General features: G+C 32.6%; 18 protein-coding genes, 1 tRNA gene, 1 pseudogene and 1 riboswitch. Of the genes and pseudogenes, 18 read left to right on the forward strand and 2 right to left on the reverse strand.

The features are described 5' to 3' along the window. Positions 1–11: 11 nt before the first annotated feature. From ACU68W_RS06485 to metK, 13 genes are all read left to right on the forward strand, one after another. Positions 12–1943 (forward strand): V-type ATP synthase subunit I, encoded by a 1932-nt coding sequence (locus ACU68W_RS06485; RefSeq protein WP_094223659.1) that lies wholly within the window; start codon positions 12–14, stop codon positions 1941–1943. Positions 1944–1956: 13 nt separating this feature from the next. Next, positions 1957–2376 (forward strand): ATP synthase subunit C, encoded by a 420-nt coding sequence (locus ACU68W_RS06490; RefSeq protein WP_094207412.1) that lies wholly within the window; start codon positions 1957–1959, stop codon positions 2374–2376. A 2-nt stretch (positions 2377–2378) separates the two neighbouring features. Further along, positions 2379–2687, forward strand: coding sequence for a V-type ATP synthase subunit F (locus tag ACU68W_RS06495; protein ID WP_094223658.1), 309 nt, complete (start codon positions 2379–2381; stop codon positions 2685–2687). 8 nt (positions 2688–2695) lie between these two features. Then, positions 2696–3304: a V-type ATP synthase subunit E gene (locus ACU68W_RS06500; protein WP_094223657.1), complete on the forward strand. Its 609-nt coding sequence runs from the start codon at positions 2696–2698 to the stop codon at positions 3302–3304. After that, positions 3297–5063, forward strand: a complete 1767-nt coding sequence (locus tag ACU68W_RS06505) for a V-type ATP synthase subunit A (RefSeq protein ID WP_094223656.1) — start codon at positions 3297–3299, stop codon at positions 5061–5063. The genes ACU68W_RS06500 and ACU68W_RS06505 overlap by 8 nt, the downstream gene beginning before the upstream one ends. An 8-nt stretch (positions 5064–5071) precedes the next feature. Then, positions 5072–6448, forward strand: a complete 1377-nt coding sequence (locus ACU68W_RS06510; RefSeq protein ID WP_094207410.1) for a V-type ATP synthase subunit B — start codon at positions 5072–5074, stop codon at positions 6446–6448. A 4-nt stretch (positions 6449–6452) separates the two neighbouring features. Further along, entirely contained in the window at positions 6453–7070 is a 618-nt protein-coding gene (locus ACU68W_RS06515; protein WP_094207409.1) for a V-type ATP synthase subunit D, read from the forward strand. 87 nt (positions 7071–7157) lie between these two features. Continuing rightward, on the forward strand, positions 7158–7511 hold the full coding sequence (locus ACU68W_RS06520) for a hypothetical protein (RefSeq protein ID WP_094223655.1): 354 nt from the start codon (positions 7158–7160) through the stop codon (positions 7509–7511). Positions 7512–7592: 81 nt separating this feature from the next. After that, a complete protein-coding gene (gene pepF, locus ACU68W_RS06525) occupies positions 7593–9329 on the forward strand; it encodes an oligoendopeptidase F (RefSeq protein ID WP_094223654.1) in 1737 nt (578 codons plus the stop codon). Positions 9330–9340: 11 nt separating this feature from the next. Next, on the forward strand, positions 9341–9712 hold the full coding sequence (locus ACU68W_RS06530; protein WP_094223653.1) for a VOC family protein: 372 nt from the start codon (positions 9341–9343) through the stop codon (positions 9710–9712). A gap of 1 nt (position 9713) precedes the next feature. After that, positions 9714–10628, forward strand: a complete 915-nt coding sequence (locus ACU68W_RS06535) for an ABC transporter ATP-binding protein (RefSeq protein ID WP_094223652.1) — start codon at positions 9714–9716, stop codon at positions 10626–10628. After that, entirely contained in the window at positions 10628–11836 is a 1209-nt protein-coding gene (locus tag ACU68W_RS06540) for an ABC transporter permease (RefSeq protein WP_094223651.1), read from the forward strand. Before ACU68W_RS06535 ends, ACU68W_RS06540 begins: the two co-directional genes overlap by 1 nt. A 56-nt stretch (positions 11837–11892) precedes the next feature. Further along, a riboswitch (SAM riboswitch) is annotated at positions 11893–11988 on the forward strand. 46 nt (positions 11989–12034) lie between these two features. Next, a complete protein-coding gene (metK, locus tag ACU68W_RS06545) occupies positions 12035–13213 on the forward strand; it encodes a methionine adenosyltransferase (protein ID WP_094223650.1) in 1179 nt (392 codons plus the stop codon). A gap of 108 nt (positions 13214–13321) precedes the next feature. Here the strand turns inward: metK and ACU68W_RS06550 are convergent. Continuing rightward, a tRNA-Sec gene (locus ACU68W_RS06550) sits at positions 13322–13418 on the reverse strand. Between the two features lie 117 nt (positions 13419–13535). Beyond that, positions 13536–15413, reverse strand: a complete 1878-nt coding sequence (gene selB, locus ACU68W_RS06555; RefSeq protein ID WP_094223649.1) for a selenocysteine-specific translation elongation factor — start codon at positions 15411–15413, stop codon at positions 13536–13538. 367 nt (positions 15414–15780) lie between these two features. Between selB and ACU68W_RS06560 the strand changes: the two genes are divergently transcribed. The 5 genes and pseudogenes from ACU68W_RS06560 to fdhF all read left to right on the forward strand — a co-directional run. Continuing rightward, positions 15781–16266, forward strand: coding sequence for an NADH-quinone oxidoreductase subunit NuoE family protein (locus ACU68W_RS06560; protein ID WP_094208888.1), 486 nt, complete (start codon positions 15781–15783; stop codon positions 16264–16266). 17 nt (positions 16267–16283) lie between these two features. Beyond that, positions 16284–18164, forward strand: coding sequence for an NADH-quinone oxidoreductase subunit NuoF (locus ACU68W_RS06565; RefSeq protein ID WP_311437555.1), 1881 nt, complete (start codon positions 16284–16286; stop codon positions 18162–18164). A 5-nt stretch (positions 18165–18169) separates the two neighbouring features. Beyond that, complete coding sequence (locus tag ACU68W_RS06570) at positions 18170–19093, forward strand: 2Fe-2S iron-sulfur cluster-binding protein (protein WP_094208886.1); 924 nt, start codon at positions 18170–18172, stop codon at positions 19091–19093. Between the two features lie 32 nt (positions 19094–19125). Further along, positions 19126–19581 (forward strand): ferritin-like domain-containing protein, encoded by a 456-nt coding sequence (locus tag ACU68W_RS06575; protein ID WP_094203933.1) that lies wholly within the window; start codon positions 19126–19128, stop codon positions 19579–19581. A gap of 7 nt (positions 19582–19588) precedes the next feature. After that, a pseudogene (gene fdhF / locus ACU68W_RS06580) lies at positions 19589–22279 on the forward strand (formate dehydrogenase subunit alpha); the annotation flags it as partial. Positions 22280–22362: the final 83 nt, after the last annotated feature.

Consider the following 22362-nt stretch of genomic DNA (forward strand, 5'->3'; position numbering starts at 1 on the left):
GAAGTGGTAAATTGAGAGCAGAAAAAATGTACATGATGAATGTAGTTGGAAATCTGAAGTATCTTGAATCCACTATAAAAGATTTGTTGGATATTGGAAGTGTCGAACTTACTGATAGTTTGAGCCAAATCGAAAACAATACTTTTATCGTTAATATCAATAGTGAAAATATCGAAAAAACTATGGAGTTTAATAATGTTACTGGTTTTGAAAACAGGGATGTTAAGGAATTGAATTCTATTGCTGATAATTTGAAGGATATTTTCAAAATTGATTTGAAAGATGAGAGATTAAAAAGAGAGTACAACGAAGATGAAATCAAAGACTTCTACGGTTCTATTAAATCTAAGGTGGACAAGATCTACGATTGTGAAAACCAAATTGATGAAAATAAAAAAGAATTGGAAGATTTGTATTTGATAGAAGATTTGGATGTTTCTATTGAAAGCTTGTGTGATATGAAGTATTTCGATTATCGCTTTGGCTATTTGTCTAAGGAAAATAGATTAAAGTTGAAGAAAAACTACGATAATATCATGGCAAGTGTACTTCATTTGGCAAGTAAGAACAAAAAGGAAGTTTATGTAGCTATTTATCCAAAAGATGTGTCCATTGAAACAGACAGAATTTTGAGATCGTTGAATTGGACTGATATCAATATTAATAAAGAAAGAAAAGAGGTTCCAAAGGAAATAATTTCCAAAATTGAATTGGAAAATGAAAACTTGGGAGCTCAAATCTCAGAATTAAATCAAAGTTTGAATGAGATTTACAGAGATAACAAAAGCAAAATCATTGATATGGTGATTTCTGCTAATTTGTTGATTCAATTAGAAGATGTGAAGAGTTTACTTGGAAGAAGTGAAAACTACTTTTACTTGGCAGGATGGGTTCCTGAATCAGCTAAGAGTGTTGTTCAAGAAAAATTATCTGCATACGATGATATGTTCATTAATTTCTTGGATGCAGATGAAAGTGGACTAACTCCTCCCACCAAGCTTAAAAACAACAAATTTTTTAAGCCGTTTGAGCTTTTAGTTAATATGTATGGCACTCCAAATTACAAGGAAATCGACCCTACTGTATTTTTCGGGTTGACTTATATGTTGTTGTTCGGTGCTATGTTTGGGGATTTGGGACAAGGCGCTGTGATGTTTGTAGCAGGTGTCTTATTAGCGAAATTCAAAGATAAGATGATGGGCGGACTTCTTGAAAGAATTGGTGCAAGTTCCATGGTGTTTGGAATTCTTTACGGTTCTTTCTTCGGACTAGAAGGAATTATTCCGGCATTGTTTTTGAAACCATTTGAAAATATCAACAAAGTTTTGATTATAGCTATTGGACTTGGTGTCGTACTTTTACTGATGGCTTATGTTTTAGGATTATGTAACAATTACATTTTCAAAGATGTGCAAGAAGGACTTTTCGGACAAGAAGGGTTGGCAGGATTTATGCTATTCTTGTTATTCTTATTATTAGCTGCAACAGTTGCATTAGAATTGCACATTGTTTCTGTTGGAGTGATTGCGGCGTGTATGTTGATTGTGATTTTTGTCATGATTTTCAAAGTTCCATTGACGCAACTTTTGTACAAGAGAAGACCTCTTCACAATGGTTTGGATGTTACAGGTTATTATGTTGAAAGTTCATTTTCAATTATTGAAACTTTGATTTCGATGTTTTCTTCAACTGTATCATTCATAAGAGTAGGGGCATTTGCTATCAACCACGTTGGTTTGTTCTTGGCATTTACATCTATCGGTAAGATGATAGGAACTAACGCTGGAAATGTAGCGATGATAATCGTAGGAAATATCGTGATTTTGGGTCTTGAAGGTTTGATTGTGTTCATTCAATCATTGAGACTTGAATATTATGAATTGTTTAGTAAATATTTTAAGGGTGATGGAATTTTGTTCCAACCAACTATAAAGAGAATTTAAAGGAGATAAATTTATGTATTTTATTTTAATTTCAACAGCAATAATAGTTTTATTGACTATAGGTTCAGGTGTTTATTTGTTATACAACAACACTGATTCATCAAAAACAAAATTAAAAAAAGCTTTAAGAACTAATCTTTTTGCTATAATTCCATGTCTTGTAATGGCATTTGTATTCTTAATGCCTAACTCTGCATTTGCAGAATCTGCTGCTGGTGCAACTAATGGTCTTGGACTTTTGGCAGCTGCTTTGTCAACAGGTCTTGCAACAATTGGTACTGGTTATGCAGTAGGTGTTGTAGGCTCATCAGCATTGGGAGCTGTTAGTGAAGATCCATCATTATTAGGTAAATCATTAATTTATGTAGGATTAGCAGAAGGTATTGCAATTTACGGATTGGTTATTTCAATTCTTATTTTGCAACAATTATAATTATGAAATCCGTAATTATAAGTGCGGATAATGTTACAAATCTTGGTATGCGCCTTGCTGGAATCACAGGTTTAGTTGCGAAAAACGAAGCTGAAATGAAGAGAGCTTTTAGGGCTGCAACTATTGATGATACTTTGGGCGTTGTCATTATCACTGAAGAAGTGTTCAATACTATAAAAGATGAAGTGACAAAACACAAAGACAAGGGTAAGAAGCCGTTAGTTGTAACAATACCCGGAAGAAAAGGACTTGAAGACAAAGATTTCTTAATGAAATACATTAAGGGGTCTATAGGAATTAAGGTAGATTAGAGGTAGAAATGATTTTATTAGAAAAGAAATTAGATATTTTTAACAAAATAATCTATGCAAATAAGAAAAAAGATTATGAAAAGAAACTTCTTGAAGTAAAAAACTCTAATCAAAATGAGCTAAAAAACTACGAACAAAAATTAATTGATGAATACAATTTAAATTTGAAAAAAAGAACCAGAAAAGCTGAACAAAAATCTATCGAAAAATTGAGAACTGCTGAACAAGAAAGCAGAAGAGAGCTTTTGGTTTTAAAAGAAAATGTATTGCAAAAATTGTTTGATAATGTTACTAAAAAAATATTGGATTTTGTGAAGACTGATGAGTATAAAGAAAGATTAATCAAGAATATTGAAGAAAACTTGACTGATTTGGATTACAAGATAGTGTTGTTGGTTTTACAAAACGATTATGATTATGTAACTAAGAATTTCAGTTCAGAAAAAGTCGAAGAAATCAAATCCATTGCGAACAATTACTTGGGTGGATTTATGATTCAAGATGTAGAAGAAACGGTGAATTTTGATTACACTTATTTGTCAAAAATGCAAGATTGTAAACATGAAATGGGTGAAGATATTCATAATCTAATGACAGGCGGTGATATCAATGAATAATGGTAAGATTTTTTCTATTAATGGTCCTGTAATAAAAGGAAGAAATATGACCGATTTCACAGCCAAGGAAATGGTGTTAATCGGTGAAAAGAAATTAATCGGAGAAGTTATCAGCCTAGAAGATGATATCGCGGTTATCCAAGTTTATGAAGAAACTGAAGGATTGAAAAAGGACGATGAAATTTATCACACTAATAAACCACTTTCATTAAAATTAGGACCTGGTTTATTGAAAAATATGTTTGATGGAATAGAAAGACCATTAAAAGAAATAAGAGATAAATTTTCAACTTTTATCCCAGAAGGTATCGGACTTATTTCCATTGACGAAGAAAAATTATGGGATGTCACTATAAAAGTTAAAAATGGTGATACAGTTACTCAAGGACAAATAATAGCAGAAGTTCCAGAAACAGAAGCTATCGTTCACAAAATTATGATTCCAGTTGGAGTTAATGGTACTGTAAAAAATGTGTTTGAAAATGGCAAGTACAATATTGAGACTACTATTATGCAAGTGGAAGATGATTTTGGGAACTTAACAGATATAAAATTGTACCAAGACTGGCCAATCAGAATTCCAAGACCTTCCAAGGAAAGACTAGATGTCGATCGCTTATTGGAAACTGGCCAAAGAATTTTAGATGTGTTCTTCCCTCTTGCAAAAGGTGGTACTGTAGCAATTCCTGGTGGATTTGGTACAGGAAAAACAATGACACAACACCAATTAGCAAAATACGCCGATGCAGATATTATTATTTACATTGGTTGTGGTGAACGTGGTAATGAAATGACAGAAGTATTGGAAGATTTTCCAAAACTTATCGATCCAAATAACGGTAAGCCACTTATGGAAAGAACTGTGTTGATAGCCAATACTTCCAACATGCCAGTAGCAGCCAGAGAAGCAAGTATCTACACTGGAATTACAATGGCAGAATATTTCAGAGATATGGGATATGATGTGGCAATCATGGCAGACTCCACTTCTCGTTGGGCAGAAGCTCTTCGTGAAATTTCTGGAAGACTTGAAGAAATGCCTGCAGAAGAAGGATATCCTGCATATCTTCCATCTAGAATTGCACAGTTCTACGAAAGAGCGGGAATTGTGAAAACTTTGAACGACAACGAAGGATCAGTTACAATTATCGGAGCAGTTTCTCCAGCTGGTGGGGATTTCAGTGAACCAGTTACAGAAAATACTAAGAGATTCGTAAATGTATTCTTGGGTTTGGATAAGGACTTGGCATATTCAAGACACTATCCAGCTATTAACTGGATGAGTAGTTATTCTTCTTATGTAGAAAAATTAAGAGATTATTACGAATCTAAACTTGGCGAAGATGTTGTAGATTTGAGAAATCAAATGCTTAAATTGTTATACGAAGAAGACAAATTAAAAGAAATAGTAATGCTTGTTGGTGAAGATGTTCTTCCAGACGATCAAAGATTGATTTTGGATATTTCAAATGTAATGAAGCTAGGATTTTTGCAACAAAATGCTTTTAGCAAGGTGGATACTTATGTTCCTCTTAAAAAGCAAGTTGAAATGCTTAAAACTATCAAATTATTATACGAAGAAGGACACAAGGCAATTAAAGAACAAATTCCTATTTCTCAAGTGAAAAATGCAGATTTGTATTCAAAAGTTATCGCCATGAAGAACACAATTTCCAATGAAGATTTGAGTGGAATAAAAGATTTGAATGACGAAATCAAAGAGTTTTACAGCGATTTGATTAGCAAATACGAAAAGTAGGTGATTTTATGATAAAAGAATACATTAAACTAAAAAAAGTTGAAAGTTCAATTATAGAAGTTGAAAATGTAAATGAAGCATCTTTTGGTGAAGTTGTCGAAGTAAAATCATCTGCATCAGATAAATCAATGGTCGGTAAAGTTGTAAATATTAACGATGATACTGTTACAATCCAAGTTTTTGGTGACAGTACAGGAATGAGTACACAAAATACTAAAGTTAGATTTTCACAAAGGCCATTTGAAATAGCTTTGTCAGAAGATATTTTGGGAAGAAAATTCAACGGAATTGGTCAACCAATAGATGATGGAGGAGATATTTACGCAGCAAAACGCTACAACGTAAATGGACGTGCCATCAACCCGGTTTCCAGAGTTTATCCTAGGGATTTTATCCAAACAGGAATTAGTTCAATAGATTGTTTGATGACTTTGATTAGAGGACAAAAACTTCCAGTATTTTCTGGATCTGGAATGAGTCACAATAGATTGGCTGCACAAATCGTTCGTCAAGCCAAAATCAAAGGCGCAAACGAAGATAACTTCGCTATTGTATTTGGAGCGATTGGTGTAAAACACGACGAAGCAAGATTTTTCGAAGATACTTTCAGACAATCTGGTGTATTGAATAATGTGTGTATGTTTGTAAATTACGCTGATGATTCAATAATGGAAAGAATTATTACTCCAAGAGCGGCACTAACTGCAGCGGAATACTTGGCTTTCGAAAAAAATTATCACGTATTGGTTATCATTACTGATTTGACAAGTTACGCAGAAGCTCTTCGTGAAGTTTCATCAAAAAGAGAAGAAGTTCCTTCCAGAAAGGGCTATCCAGGATATTTGTATTCTGATTTAGCGTCATTGTACGAAAGAGCAGGTATGATTAAAGATGCAGAAGGCTCTGTAACTTTGATTCCGATTTTGACGATGCCTAATGACGATATCACTCATCCTATTCCGGACTTAACAGGATATATTACTGAAGGACAAATTGTTTTGGAAAGAAGTTTGATGCAAAAAGACATATATCCACCAATCAATGTTCTTCCATCATTATCGAGACTTATGAAAGATGGTATTGGTGAAGGATACACAAGAGAAGATCATCCGGATGTAAGTAGCCAATTATTTTCAAGTTATTCTCACGTTCAAGAAGTCAGAGATTTGGCACAAATTATCGGAGCGGATGATTTGAGTGAAGCTGATCAAAAATATTTGAAATTTGGAGACGAATTTGAAAATAGATTTGTAAAACAAGATTATTATGAAAACAGAGAAATCGAAGAAACACTAGATCTTGCGTGGGATTTATTGAAGATATTACCAGAAAACGAATTGGACAGATTATCACCAGAAATGATAAAACAACATATGAACAGGTGATTATATGGCAGTTTATAAGATGACTCCTACAAAGGGGAATTTAATAAAAGCTAAAAAGACATTGGATTTTTCCAAAAAAGGTTACAATCTTTTGGATAAAAAAAGAACTGTCCTAATTAAAGAAATGATGGGTCTTATGAAAAAGGCACAAACTCTTCAAGATTCCATCGAAAAAGAGTTCGATGAGGCTTACGAGCTTTTGACAGAAGCATCCATAACAGTTGGAACTGATAGACTTGAAGAAATTTCCCATTCGATTAGTCACGAAAAAGAATTCGATATAATTTACAAATCAGTAATGGGAGTTGAAGTTCCGAATATTGTATATCCAAAATCAAAAGCCGAAGCACAATATGGTTTCTTCAGAACTAATGCCTCATTCGATAGGGCTGTTCTTGCATTCAACAAAATCAGAGAAACTATATACGAATTGGCTGAAATGGAAAATGCAGTGTATAAATTGGGTAAGGAAATTAAAAAAACTCAAAAACGTGCCAATGCGTTGGATAAAATACAAATTCCAAAATACGAACAATCCATCAAAGATACTGAAGATATCTTAGCCGAAAAAGAAAGAGAAGAATTCTTCAGATTGAAGATGGTCAAAAAGAAAAAGAAATAAATTTCGGTTGGGCAGTTGATTTGCCTGACCGATTTTTTTGTTATAGTATAGATATAACAAATCAATGTATAAAGAGGAGATGAGAACTTGATAAAATTTTTAGCACAATGTATTTGGTGGCAAGATATTAGAAAACCAAAGAAAATTTCTGAAAATATTTTAAGAATATTGTATATTGCATTGGAATTATTTATCAGCTGGTTGTTGATATTGTATTTGACAAATTTCAGCTTGAATAAAGTTGTTTATGTGATTTTGTCTGTTTATGTAGTGTTATCTTTATTGACATTCGGGGCTATTAAATCGTATGAGTTGGAAATATATGAAGACAAACCTCTTTTATCTTGGGGATTGTGGATTTTAGGATGGCCACTTTCTTTAATCGGCTTATTCTTTTTAGCTTTTAATAAAGAAAATATTTTGAAAATAACTGAAAAATAATTTTAGGGAATTCTAAAACGAATTCCTTTTTTGTTTGTGATTGATGTGTGTTTGAGGTATTATATAAATAGAGGTGATTTTATGTGTAATTGGGATTTGTCCAAGATGTATAAGGACAAGAACGCAATCGAAAAAGATATTAAATTAGTTAACGAAAATATTAATAAAATTGATGAATTGAAGAAAAATGAAAAGGATAATTTCGTAGAAATATTGGATTTACTTTTCGAAACTGACAGAGTAATGGATAATTTGTACACTTACGCTTCAATGAAAAAGGATGAAAATAGCAAGGTTTCAGATAGTGTAAAATTGGAATTGGAATTGTCATCATTGTACAACAAGCTACAATCTAGATTTTCTTTTGTTGAACCATTTGTTTTATCATTAAAAGAAGATGAACAAGACAAACTTATCAGAGAAAATCCAAGTTATGAAATATTCTTCAAAAAGATTTTGAGATTTAAGGAACACACTTTATCTGCAGAAGAAGAAAACATTATTTCTCTTATGAGTGAAGCTATGTCAAGCCCTCACAATGATTTCTACAGTTTGCAAAACACAGATATGGAATTTCCTTATGTAGAATCAATCGATGAAAAGCTTACAAATGCTAATTTTGTTCCACTATTATCTAAGCTTCCACGTGAACAAAGAAAAGAAGTTTTTGAAAAATATTACGATGAATTAGCTAAGTACAACAATACTTTTGGCTCTACTTTGTATGCGAATATCAAAAATTTGGTTATACTATCTAAAATCAAAAAATACGACAGTGCAAGACAAATGGAATTATTCAACGACGATGTTGAAGAAGTTGTGTACGATAATTTAATCGACATTGTGCACGAATACTTGCCATACATGTACAAATACTACAAGGCAAGAACAAAATTGTTAGGATTAGATGAGCACCACATGTACGATGTTTATGTTCCATCTACAAAAGGTTTTGATCGTGAAATTCCATTTGAAGAAGCTAAGAAAATGGTGATTGAAGCTGTAAAACCAATGGGAGAAGAATATCAATCTATCATGAAGAAAGCTTTTGAAGAAAATTGGATTGATGTTTATCCAAAAGATGGCAAGAAACCAGGTGCTTACAGTTGGGGATCATACGACTCTTATCCATACATTTTATTAAACTACACAAATGATGTGGATTCTGTGTTTACTTTGATTCACGAATTGGGTCATTCGATTCATTCATATTATTCAAGAGCTAACAATGAGTTCAAATATGCAGGTTATACTATATTTGTTGCGGAAGTTGCAAGTACTTGTAATGAAATGTTGTTGTTGGATTATATGATTAAAAATGCTAAGAATGATGATGAAAAATTATACTTGTTAGATCATCACATCAACTCATTCAAATCAACAATTTTCAGACAAACTATGTTTGCAGAATTTGAACGAGAAACTCACAAATTAGTTGAAGAAGAAAAGGCATTAACTGGAGAAGATTTCAACGAAATTTACCTTAACTTAAACAAAAAATACTTCGGAGATAGTGTTGTATCAGATGATTTGATTAAGTACGAATGGTCAAGAATCCCTCATTTCTACACTAACTTCTATGTGTATAAGTATGCTACAGGTCTTAGTTCATCATCAATCTTGTCACAAAAGATTTTATCGGGAAATAAACAAGATTTGGAAAACTACAAGAATTTCTTGAAAGATGGTAACAAAAACTATCCTCTAGTACAACTTAAAAACGCTGGAGCAAACATCAAAGATAAAGAAGTTTTGAGAACTGCTTTTGAAGTTTTTAAAGAAAAAGTATTAGAATTTGAAAAAATTGTCAATAAATAGGGGAGAAATTCATGAAATATAAATCATTACACACATGTATCAGAGTAACTAATTTGGAAAAATCAATCGAGTTTTATGAAAAAGCTTTAGGTATGGAAGTTACAAGCAAGAAAGATTTCCCTGAAGATGAGTTCACACTTGTGTATATGACAAGTGATCACGACTATGAAATCGAATTGACTTATAACTACGGAAAGACAGATTATACTCATGGCGATTTCTACGGTCACATGGCTTTTGAAGTTGAAGATTTGAAAAAATCACACGAATATCACAAATCTTTAGGTTATGAAGTTGATGAATTAGGTGGACTTGAAGGTGTTGCAACATTTTATTTCATGAAGGATCCAGATGGATTTAACATCGAAATAATTGGTAAATAGTATGAATCTTGAGTTAAAACATGTGAATAAATCTTTTGGAGATAACAAAGTTTTAACCGATATTTCATTTAAAGTTGAAAGCGGACGTGCTTTTGGGTTTTTGGGTAGAAATGGAGCCGGAAAAACTACAACTATGAGAATCATTACGGATGTTTTGAGTGCTGATAGTGGACAAGTTTTGATTAACGGCTCTCCCATTAATTATAATGAAGTTAATATCGGATATCTTCCAGAAGAAAGAGGATTGTATTCCAACGAAAAAGTGTTCACGCAATTGTATTATTTTGCAAGACTTAAAGGAACAGACAGAAGAAGTGCTCTTCAAAATGTAAGATATTGGCTTGACAGATTTGACCTTGCAAAATACAAGAACAGAAAATTGTCCACTTTATCCAAAGGTTTAAGACAAAAAGTTCAAATCATTTCTGCTCTTTTAAATGATCCAGATATTTTGGTTCTTGATGAGCCTTTTTCTGGACTTGACCCGATTAATGCTTACGAACTAAAATTGGCTGTTGGAGAATTTATACAGAATCAAAAAATAGTTATATTCTCCAGCCATTTGATGAGTTATGTAGAAGAATTTTGCAGAGATGTTTGCGTTATTGAAGAAGGTAGAATTATTTTGAATGGGGATTTGAATGAAATCAAAACTTCAATGGCTGAGAAAAAAATGCTACTTAATGCAAACAATATGGGAATTTGGGAATTAAAAGAGTTATTGGAGTCAGAAAATTTGATATATCCAGATGCTGTTGTCAGAGAATTCAAGCTTTTGGTCAGACTTACTGAGAATGTAACCAAAGAAGATATACTAGAATTTATGATGTTAAATCAAATCGACATCAATTGTTTCAGTCAATACGAACCTAGTCTTCAAGATGTGTTTGTGTCAAAGGTTGGTGTTAGAGAATAATGAAAAAATTTAGTAGAGTATTTAATTTTGAATTTAACTCCATAATCAGACACAATTCTTACTTGATAGCTACATTGGTAATTACGGTATTGGTGTTTGCTTTGTCTTTTTTGCCAAGATTTATGCCATCTATTTTTAATAACGCCAATGCGGGGGCAAATAAAAACGCAACCGTTGATATCAATGCACTTACATTCAAAAACACATGCATTTATTCATCTAATAAGGATATTGATGTTGAATATTTGAAGACTATAATGGGTTTGGATAGCAAAGATGTGCTTACATCTGAGGCTGATGTAAAAAAAGCTGTAGAAAATGGTGAATACAATATAGGATTTGTAGTAGAAAGTCCAACGAAGTTCAATTCTTATATCAAAAACAAAGAATTTATGGACGATCATTCCGAAAGATTCACAAGGACTTTGGAAAAGTATAATTACGACAAAAGTTTAATTAATAATGGAGTAGATCCTGGAATAATTGAGAAAAATTCAAAAGCGGAGATTAATTTTACAGAAAAAGTTTTGAATAAAGACAGGTCACATTCATTTGTATTTTCAATAGTTTTTGTTATTCTTTTCGATTTGATGATACTATTTTATGGAAGTGTTATGAGCAACAATATTTCAAGAGAAAAGAAAGACAAGACAATTGAAGTGCTCTTATCATCTGCAAAGCCAAGTGTGTTTGTATTTGGTAAACTTTTAAGTTCAGCAGTTTTGGGAATAATCCAATACTTTATATTTATTATTGCGGGAATAGTCGGAATATTTGTCAATAAAAACTATTATCCAGAAGGCATATGGACGTTTTTCACAAATACTTTGAGTCTAAAATTCTTGTTGACTATACTTTTGTTTGTAGTATTTGGATTTGTTTTGTATTTGATATTGTTCCAAATTCTTGGACTTGCTGTAAAAAGAGCGGAAGAAGTTAATTTCCTAATAGTTCCAATATTTTTGGTGCTCGTTGGATTATTCTTCGTAATAATCAATTCGTTAGGGAAAGACAGCGATATTTTGATTAAAATATTATCGTTTGTGCCTTTTTCATCTGCAACCTTGATGCCAGTTAGATTTTTATTGAATGATGTGAAGCTATTGGAAATAGGAATATCATTTGGATTGATGCTTGTAGTGATAGTTTTATTGTTGATAAGATCTATAAAAATGTATCGCAAGAGCGCTGTGGAAAATATTGATTAAAATACTTGACAGACTAAAAAATTAGTGTTAATGTATTAAAAGACAATTTAATATTTATCTTATTAAGAGTAGTGGAGGGAATGGGCCCGATGAAACTCAGCAACCTATTAAATTAGGTGCTAAATCCCACAGGAAATCCTGAAAGATAAGTTTACACATCCTTACCTTTTCAGGTGAGGATTTTTTTATGGAGGTATTATGAAAAACATATTTTTAACATCTGAATCAGTTACAGAAGGTCACCCAGATAAAGTTTGTGACCAAATTTCTGATGCAATATTAGATGCTATTATTAAAGAAGACAAAGATGCAAGGGTTGCTTGTGAAACTTGTTCTACAACTGGACTTGTTATGGTAATGGGAGAGATTACTACTACAAGTTATGTAGACATCAGGTCAATCGTTAGAAAAACATTGGCTGAAATTGGATATGATAATGCAGATTATGGTATTGATGCAAGAACTTGCGCAATCATCACTTCATTGGAGGAACAATCTACAGATATCGCACAAGGCGTTGATGAATCTGAAGAATACAAGGGCAACAAATCAGACGAATACGATAGATACGGTGCAGGAGACCAAGGAATGGTATTTGGTTATGCAACTAATGAAACAGAATCAGGATTGCCATTGCCATTGGAATTATCACACAAATTAGCTAGAAGACTTGCTACTGTAAGAAAAGAAAAAATCTTGAATTATTTGAGACCAGATGGCAAAACACAAGTAACTGTTGAATACGAAAATGACGCTCCAAAAAGAATTGAGGCTATAGTAGTTTCGACACAACACGATCCAGATGTTGATTACGAACAATTAAAAGAAGACATCAAAAGAGAAGTTATTTTGAAAATCGTAGATGAATCTATGATTGACGAAAACACAAAATTCTTCATCAACCCAACAGGAAAATTCGTAATTGGGGGACCAATGGGAGATGCTGGACTTACAGGAAGAAAAATAATAGTAGACACTTACGGTGGATTCTGTAATCATGGTGGCGGAGCATTCAGTGGAAAAGACCCTACAAAAACTGATAGATCAGCAGCATATTTTGCAAGATATATTGCAAAAAATGTCGTAGCAGCTGGACTTTGCGACAAATGTGAAGTAGGTTTCTCTTATGCAATCGGAGTTGCAAAACCAATCAGTATGTTCATCAATACATTTGGAACGAATAAAATCGAAGAAGAAAAAATTATTGAAGCAATAAATGAAAACTTTGATGCAAGACCAAAAGCAATAATCGACAAATTGGATTTACAAAGACCTATTTACAGAGATGTTGCAAGCTACGGACATTTCGGACGTAATGATTTGGATTTATCATGGGAAAAATGTGACAAAGTTGAAGCTTTGAAGAAATATCTATAAAATAAAAATCAGTGAATGTTAAAATATTTCAACATTCACTGATTTTTTTAGTACTTTTTTAGTACTCCAAAAAAATAGATAGCTAAATTTAGCTATCTATAAGGTGTTTGGCGGGAATTGGTAGGAATCGAACCTACCCGGGCAGCTCCTAACTACCTGAGACGGTTTTGAAGACCGCAGGGCACACCAGCACCCATCAATTCCCAAATACCTTAATATTATACCAAAAACAAAGTTAATTTACAAATTATTTTACAATCAATTCACAAAACTGTAATAAATATAATAGATTAGGGCAATGCACAAGCAAAGCCCAGCTCTATTATTTAAAATCTTTTACTTTAACCCTGTCATTTTCAATTCTTTTAGTGTAGCCTTTAATGTCCAATGTTTCTAAAAGAGTGATTGCACTTTTTCTTGACATATTGAGCATGTCTTTGAGTTCTTTTACATTCAAAGTTTTGTTGTTATTGAAATGATCATCGACAGTTTTGATGAATTTGTCGTAACATTTTTTAGAAATCAAAAAGTTATCTCTTAAAATTACGACGTCTTTTTGCAATAAAATTCCCAAAATAGTCTTGTCCTTTTGGTTGTGAACAACATTGTCTATCTTCAATAATTTGTCGAACTGGTTTTGACAAATATCTTGAAGCATTTTCTTTCTGATTTTTTCATCTTCATCACTTAATTGAACTTTGTGAGATTTAGAAGATATTATACCACTTTCTTCCATCAAAACCTCTTGGTCGTTTAAGTCTTTAAGCATGTAATTGAAGAATGGTCTATCGTCATCAAGTTGTAATTTTTTAAGAAGTTCTTCTTTGTTAATACCAGGTAATAAAGGATTTGTCTTGTGGAATGATATCACAAACATTTTTAATTTACCTAATAATTTTAAGTAAGCTTCTTTTTCTAATACTTTATCATTTCTAATTACAACTTTATCTTCTTGTTTTAGTTCGTCTAATTCTTTTAAAACTTTGTCTTTTGATTCCGAAGAATAGAATACCAAGTCATCAATTTTAGTAGGAAAAATCTCGTCTCGCAGATAATTTAAAATGATATCTTTGATTTTTCCTTCTTCTTTTATTTTAAGATTTTCAATGATTTCTTCATCGAATAATTTATGTTTTCTAACAGAACCATCTATTATAATACCACCACCGATGGTAACTTGTGGGGAAAATTGTCTTAAAATAAAAGGATCAGATGTTTTTGCATAGATTTTTTCTTCAAGTCTTATTTGAACTAAAGCCTGTGTTCCCGGTTGAATTACTTGCTTATCAAGTGGAACTACCCTTCCGAATATTTCTTTTGTACCGTGGAACAATCTTACTCTATCCCAGTGATTTAAAGGCGATGCACTTTCTAACAATGTAAGTCTAACATCTATCATATTGAAAGCTTTTAGTGAGTTTTTCTTGGCAATAACATATCCTCTGTCGATTTCATCCAAATTTAGATTGATATTCAAAGCAACTCTTTGGGATGGGTGAGCTACATTTACATTTTTATTGTGAACTTGAATGTTTTTAATATTAATATCTTTTTCAAGAGGATATATAAAAGATTCTCCCTTGTGAATATCTCCATCAAGAAGTGTTCCAGTAACAACTGTTCCAATTCCTTTGACATTGAATTTTCTGTCGATATTCATTCTGTAATCTCTTTCGGCGTGTTTTTGCTTTAATTTCTTAGATTCAGAATCTATCATTTGAATTAAATTATCTATTCCTCTTTTTGAAACAGAATCCACTTCGCAAACAGGACAGTTTTCGAGGAAAGTTCCTTTAACTAATTCTTTTACTTGTTCGGTTGTCTTTTGTGTTTCTTCATCAGTCGCCAAGTCTCTTTTTGTCAAGACAACAATACCTTCAGTTTTATTTAAAAACCTAAGAATATCCAAATGTTCAACAGTTTGTGGCATTACACCTTCTTTACAGTCGATACATAAAAGAATCATGTCCATTCCAAAAGTACCAGTCATCATATTTTTTACAAACTTTTCATGACCTGGCACGTCTATTATTCCAGCTCTTTGACCACTTGGAAGATCAAAATAGCTAAAACCTAAATCGATAGAAATTCCTCTCTTTTTTTCTTCCGGTAGTCTATCAGTGCTATTTCCGGTTAAAGCTTTTATTAATGTAGTTTTTCCATGATCGATATGGCCAGATGTACCTATAATAAAATCCATATAACCTCCAATTAATTTACTAATGTATATTATATCATATTTCGTTATTTTTTATAAAACATAAGGAAATTATTTTCATAAGTTTTTTGACAAACGTATTGATTTAAAATGGTAAAGTAAATATAAAATATTTGTGTCAATTACTTTATCATTATATTAAAGTTGATTAACCGAAAGATACATTTATAAGAATATATATACATAAATAATGCGATATTATGCTAGTTAATAAAGTGATAATGAATATTAATAAGGATTTTAAACAAAATACTAATTTACTTTAGGAAATATAAGTGGTATAATAAAAAATATAAATAAGAAAATAATCTTAATAACTGAAGGAAAACAATTTTTTAGGAGGATTTTAATGAGTTTTACATTTGACTTAAAAGAACATGCTTCTCAAGTCGATGAATTTCGAGAATTTGTAAGAAGCAAAAAGGATATTAAAGGTCCTTTGATGCCCGTTTTACAACGTGCACAAGATGAATTTGGTTATTTGCCTAAGGAAATTATTGTAATGATTTCTAAAATATTAGACATTCCTTTGTCAGAAATTTACGGTGTTATAACTTTTTATGCACAATTTTCTTTGATTCCAAAAGGAAAATACGATATTCAAGTTTGCGAAGGAACTGCTTGTTATGTAAAAGGAGCTCAAAGAGTTTCTGAAAAACTACAAGAGATTTTGAAGATTCCAGCAGGTAGCACTACTGAAGATCAAAAATTTTCAATCACACCATGTAGATGTGTTGGTTTGTGCGCATTAGCTCCAGTTATTGTTATTAACGGCGATGTGTACGGTAAGGTAGATGTTAATGAATTAGAATCAATTGTTAGTAAATATAATTAGTTATTAGGGGATTTGTTATGAATATTGAAAAACTTAATGAGATAAGAGAAGAGTATGCAAAAAATATCAAAATGCGTGAACTCGTAAAGGATAAAATTTATGTTGAACATACTAATCCAAAAGAAAAACAAATAGTTGTGTGTGGTGGAGCTGGTTGTGAAGCTACAGGCGCTAAATCTTTGATTGATGAGTTTAACAAATATATAGAAGAAGAAAAAATCGAAAACGTAGTGGTTGTTCCAGTAGGATGTATTGGACTTTGCGAAACTGGTCCTAACGTTGTTGTATATCCTGAAGGAATTTTCTACACAAGAGTTAAGTTATCAGATGTTAAGAGCATTGTCGATAAATCTATTGTAAATGACGAAGTTGATGAAGATGTAGTTTACGAAAATGCAAAACAAGACGATAAGATTTTGAAATACAATTCAGTTGATTTCTACGATAAACAATTTAAGATAGCTTTAAGAAATGTAGAAAAAATTCAATTAGAATCTTTGAACGAATATATTGGTGCAGATGGTTATCAAGCTTTACATAAAGCCATTTTTAATTTAGACCAAAAAGACATAATTGAAGAAATGAAGAAATCAGGATTGAGAGGTCGTGGAGGAGCAGGTTTCCCTACAGGAAGAAAATGGGAATCAGCTTATAAAGTAGAAAATAATCAAAAATATGTTATCTGCAACGCGGACGAAGGAGACCCTGGTGCTTTCATGGACAGAGCGATTCTTGAAGGGGACCCTCATTCAGTATTAGAAGGTATGGCTATTTGCGGTAGAGCGATTGGTGCTAATCAAGGTTTTATCTATGTAAGAGCAGAATATCCAATTGCTGTTAAAAGATTGAGAATTGCGATACAACAAGCAAAAGAAATGAATCTTTTAGGAAACAACATTTTTGGATCTGATTTTTCATTTGATATCGAATTGAGATTGGGTTCAGGAGCTTTTGTATGTGGTGAAGGTACTGCCTTGATGGAATCTATTGAAGGTAGACGCGGTATGCCTCGTACTAAAATATTTAGAACTGCTGAAAGAGGATTGTGGGATAAACCAACTATTATCAATAACGTTGAAACATTTGCTAATGTTCCAGCAATTATGGACAGAGGTGCAGATTGGTTTACAAGTTTTGGTACAGAAGGTTCACCAGGAACTAAAGTATTCGCTTTAGGTGGTAAAGTTGTAAACACTGGTTTGGTAGAAGTTCCAATGGGATCTACTTTGAGAGAAATCATATTTGATATCGGCGGCGGAATTAAAGACGGCAAGAAGTTCAAAGCTGTTCAAACAGGTGGACCATCTGGTGGATGTATTCCAGAAGAATTCCTGGATACTCCAGTTGATTTCGAATCATTAGGAAAAATCGGTTCAATCATGGGATCAGGCGGAATGATTGTAATGGATGAAGACGACTGTATGGTAGATATTGCTAGATTCTTCCTTGAATTTACTGTAGATGAATCTTGCGGTAAGTGTGTTCCATGTCGTGAAGGTACTAAGAGAATGCTTGAAATTCTAGAAAAAATCACTTCCGGAAAAGGTGAAGATGGAGATATCGAAGCATTAGAAGAATTGTGTGATACTATCACATCAGCTTCACTTTGTGGTCTTGGACAAACGGCTCCAAATCCAGTTATCTCAACATTAAAATACTTCAGAAATGAATATGAAGCTCACATTTACGATAAGAAATGTCCTGCTCATGCATGTAAGGCACTTTTATCATATGAAATTACAGACAAATGTATAGGTTGCACTAAATGTGCTAAAAATTGCCCTGTAAGTTGTATAGAAGGAGAAGTTAAGAAACAACACGTTATCGACAAATCTCAATGTATAAAATGTGGTAATTGCGAAACTGTATGTCCTGTTCACGCAGTAGTTAGGAGATAGATAGTATGATTACTGTAACTATTGATGGAAAAGTAATTCAAACTGATAAGCCTAAATTCATTATCGATTTAGCAAGAGAAAATGGGATTGATATTCCAAATTTATGTTACGATAAAAATTTGGCTGTGGTGAGCGCTTGTAGACTTTGTTTAGTTGAAGTTGAAGGAAGCAAAAAATTAATGACTGCTTGTTCTACTTTGGCAAAAGACAATATGGTTGTTCATACTAAAACTGATAGATTAATAAAACACAGACAAAGAATTCTTCAAATGTTGTTGGATTCTCATCCAAATGATTGCTTGACTTGTCAAAAATCCGGTGAATGTCAATTACAAAAATATTCTTATGAATACGGAGTAAAATTCAGAGAACATGACGGAGCAAGAAGAGAAAAATTAGTTGATGATTCTTCACCATACATCATTAGAGATGATAGTAAGTGCATATTATGTGGTAAATGCGTAAGAACATGTAATGTTATGGATGATAGAAAAATTATTAATTTCTCAAACAGAGGATACAAAACAAGAATTAATTTAGATATTAATGACACATTTGAATCTTCTTACTGTATTTCTTGTAATAGATGTGTAGTAGCTTGTCCAGTAGGAGCATTAATGGACAAAAGGGCTATGAATTTAGGAAGAAAATGGGAATTAGAAACGAAGAAAGTTCAATGTAAAGTATGCGAATACGGTTGTGAATTTGAAGTTTTGAGAAAAAATGGAAAGAATCTTGCATTAAGAGCATTAAGCCCAGAAAATGGCAGACCACTTTGCTTAAAGGGTAGATTGACTACAGAATTATTGAATGTGGATAACCCAAAACAACCTTACAAAAAAATTGGTGGAGAATTTGTCGAAGCTAGCTGGAATAATGTATTAGGTTTGGATAAGATTCTAGACAAAATCGAAAAAATAGATAATTAATGTATAAATAAATAGAATGAATAGGTGAAATAATGAATAGAGAACAATTAATATCAATTATTGATGATGCTGTAAACAGAGAAGATGATTCGTATACATTTTACAAAGATGCAGCTGAAAAAGCAGAAGATCCACAAACAAAAAGTCTTTTTGAAAGACTTAGTAAAGAAGAATTGAAACACAAAGATTACTTACAAAAATTCTTAGAAACAAAAGCTGAAACTATCAAAATTGATGATAGTGAAGATTATAATTTATCACAAGACATTGATAGACCAAGAATGACTACAGAAATGGACTTCAGAGATGCTATCAAATTAGCTATAAAAAGAGAAGAAGAAGCTATGCAATTGTACGCTGATATTGCAAATTCTTGCTTAGATAAAGCTGAACAAGATATTTTTGCTGGATTATCTAAAATGGAAAAATTGCATAAAACTGAACTAGAAGAAATATTTTTGAATGTAGGATTTAACGAAGTTTGGTAGGTGTAATATGTTAAATATAAATATTGATGGTATTGATGTTCAAGTTGAAGAAAATACCACTGTATTAGAAGCGGCGCATAAAATAGGGATTGATATTCCGACATTGTGCCACGATAAATACCTGAGCGAATTTGGCGGTTGTAGAATGTGCTTAGTTGAGATAGAAGGATCCAGAAAACTTCAAACGTCGTGTTCTACTATGGTCAAAGACGGAATGGTTGTTAAGACAGAAACTGATCGTTTAGTAAAAACTAGACAAAATATACTTAAACTTTTGATGATGAATCACCCTAAAGATTGCCTAACTTGTTCAAAAGTTGGTAGTTGTAGATTACAAGATTTGTGCTACAGATATGGTGTTAAAAATCCAGAAGTATTAGGCAAATACGGTAATTATGACATAGAAGTTCAAAATCACGAAGTTGATGATACGAATCCATTGATTTTTAGGGACCAAAACAAATGTATTTTGTGTGGAAAATGCGTCAGAGTTTGTGAAGAAGTTCAATGTACACATACAGTAGATTTTAAAAATAGAGGATTTGATTCTTATATTTCTACAGCTTTTGATCTTCCTTTATCTAAGGAAAACTGTCGTATGTGTGGACAATGCATAAGCGTGTGTCCAACAGGTGCATTAATCAATAAACAATTAAAAGATACAAGACCTTGGGAAGTTGAAAAAGTTAAGACAACTTGTCCATTCTGTGGAACAGGATGTCAATTCAATTTAATTGTAAAAAATGGAAAAGTTCAAGGTGTTGAACCATGTGATGGTTATGTAAATCAAAACGCACTTTGTATCAAAGGTCGTTTCCATACAGATATGATTCACTCGGACGAAAGATTGACTACTCCATTGATTAGAAAAAATGGAGAACTGGTTGAATGTAGTTGGGATGAAGCTATAGGTTATGTTGGAAATAAACTAAGAGATATCAAGATGGAATTTGGCCCAGATTCTATTGCTGGTTTAAGTTCTGCTAGATGTACAAACGAAGATAACTTTGTATTCCAAAAAATGATGAGAGCAGCGATTGGAACAAACAACGTAGATCACTGCGCCAGAACCTGACACGCTCCAACAGTTGCAGGTCTTGCAGCTACATTAGGAAGTGGAGCTATGACAAACTCTATAGAAGAAATTCTGGGTGCAGAATTATTGTTTGTTATAGGTTCTAATGCTACTGAAGCGCATCCTATTATTGGTAATAAGATGAAACAAGCAGTTAAAAAGGGAACTAAACTTATAGTTGTAGATCCAAGAAAAACTGGCTTGGCGGAAGAAGCGGATATTTGGTTGAGATTAAATCCAGGTACGGATGTATTCTTGTTAAATGCTATGATGAAAGTTATCATAGAAGAAGGATTAGAAGCCAAAGATTATATTGAATCTCGTGTTGAAAACTTTGAAGGCTTGAAGAAAACAGTAATGAAATACGATTTGGATGAAGCTGAAAAAGTTACAGGTGTGGACAAAGAATTAATCAGACAAGCAGCTTTGTTGTATGCAAAGACTGAAAAAGCTGGTATATTCTATACACTTGGTATCACAGAACACACTCATGGAACAGAAAATGTAATGAGCTTAGCAAATCTAGGAATGTTAACTGGACACGTTGGAATTGAATCTGGAGGAATCAATCCTATCAGAGGACAAAACAACGTACAAGGAGCTTGTGATTTGGGTGCTTTACCTAACACTTATCCTGCTTATGCAAAAGTTACAGATCCAAAAGCTCGTGAATTTTTCGAAAGCGTATGGAAGACTCCATTAAGTCCAAATCTTGGATACCAAATTCCTGAAATGTTTAATCAAGCAGTTAAGGGAAATGTTAAAGCAATGTATATAATGGGAGAAGATCCTGTTTTATCAGATCCAGATGCAAATCACGTTAAGAGAGCTTTGAATAATTTAGATTTGTTAGTAGTTCAAGATATATTTATGTCTGACACAGCAAAGCTTGCAGATGTCGTATTCCCTGCAACTTGCTACGCAGAAAAGGACGGAACTTTTACAAATACCGAAAGAAGAGTTCAAAGAGTTAGAAAAGCTGTTACTCCTCCGGGACAAGCTAGAAATGACTGGTCAATTTTGTGTGATGTAAGTAAAATCATCAATCCAAATGTATTCTTTGATTATGAAACAAGTGAAGATGTATTTGAAGAAATGAGAGTAACTATGCCAAGTTACAGAGGTATGACTTACGAAAGAATTGACAAAGTTGGATTACAATGGCCATGTCCTACGACATCTCACCCTGGTACAAAATACTTGCACAAAGGAATATTTGCAAGAGGTCAAGGTCAAATGATGGAAATAGAATACAGACCATCAGAAGAATTGCCTGATGAAGATTATCCAATGATTCTAAGTACTGGAAGAATGTTGTATCATTACAATATAACTACGAGATACTCAAAAGATTTGGATGGAGTAAGTCCTTACGAACTTGCAGAAATCAATCCAGTGGATGCAGAAAGATTGGGAGTAAAAGATTTGGATACTATTAGAGTTACATCTAGAAGAGGAAGTATCGTAACTCGTGTTGTAGTAACTGATAGAGTATTACCTAATATGATATTCATGACATTCCACTACAGAGAATCTCCAGTAAACGAAGTGACATCAAATCACTACGATCCAATTACAGGAACTGGTGAGTATAAAGTGTGTGCAATTCATGTTGAAAAAGTTGATTTGAATCCAGATCATGAGGATACAATTCAAAGATTTGTTAACATGGCAACTTTATTATCAGACGAACACAAAAAAGATAA

The sequence above is a fragment of the Finegoldia sp. P2-F-LR genome (assembly GCF_052932265.1).